Raw genomic sequence first — 779 nt, forward strand, 5'->3', positions numbered from 1 at the left:
TGAGCGGCACATCCTTAAAGCGATTCGCAGGAAATGCTCCGAGGCTGCGGTAATAGAATATGAACAATACACGATCTTCAATGAGTTAGAACTACCGTTTAAGGTCTCTCAGTTACCCCAAACATACTCACGCTTCAGGAAATCAATTGAAAATCAAGGTGTCCCTGACCCCCTTCCTGCCCCCAAATTCCTGCCAATCATGCCTAAGATAGATATGTTGGAAGCAGAGAAGATTCCTGATTGGCTTCCTGTGAATACGACTTCGCTCCGCTTTACCGGTGGTGAACGCGAAGCGTTTGGCCATCTGTTCGAGTATTTCTCCAGTGATGCGCCCCGTCGCTACAAGACAGTAAGGAATGAATTATCCGGCTGGACCAACAGCAGCAAAATATCACCCTGGTTAAGTAGCGGCTGTCTATCTCCACGCCAGGTCATCAAGAAATTGCTTGAATACGAACAGGAAAACGGGTCTAACGATTCATCTCGTTGGCTATATGTCGAGCTATTGTGGAGAGAATATTTCCAATGGTGGCACTTTCTAAAAGGAGACCAACTATTTAGTTTCCAAGGATCCAAAAAGTCACCCCCGCTTACTAGTTTCTACCCTGAACGCTTCAGTAAATGGTGTGAAGGCGAAACGCCTTTCAAGATTGTCAATGCCTGCATGAAGGAACTAAAAAACACGGGGTATCTATCAAACAGAGGCCGACAAATCGCAGCCAGTTGTTTGGTTAATGAATTGAGCGTGGACTGGCGCTATGGAGCAGCTTGGTTTGAGT

1 protein-coding gene is annotated in these 779 nt (G+C 46.2%); it reads left to right on the forward strand.

Annotated elements, in window-relative coordinates:
- The coding region (locus A3763_RS03320; protein WP_304440783.1) for an FAD-binding domain-containing protein at nucleotides 1-779 on the forward strand (779 nt) is incomplete at both ends.

The organism is Oleiphilus sp. HI0128, from assembly GCF_001635365.1.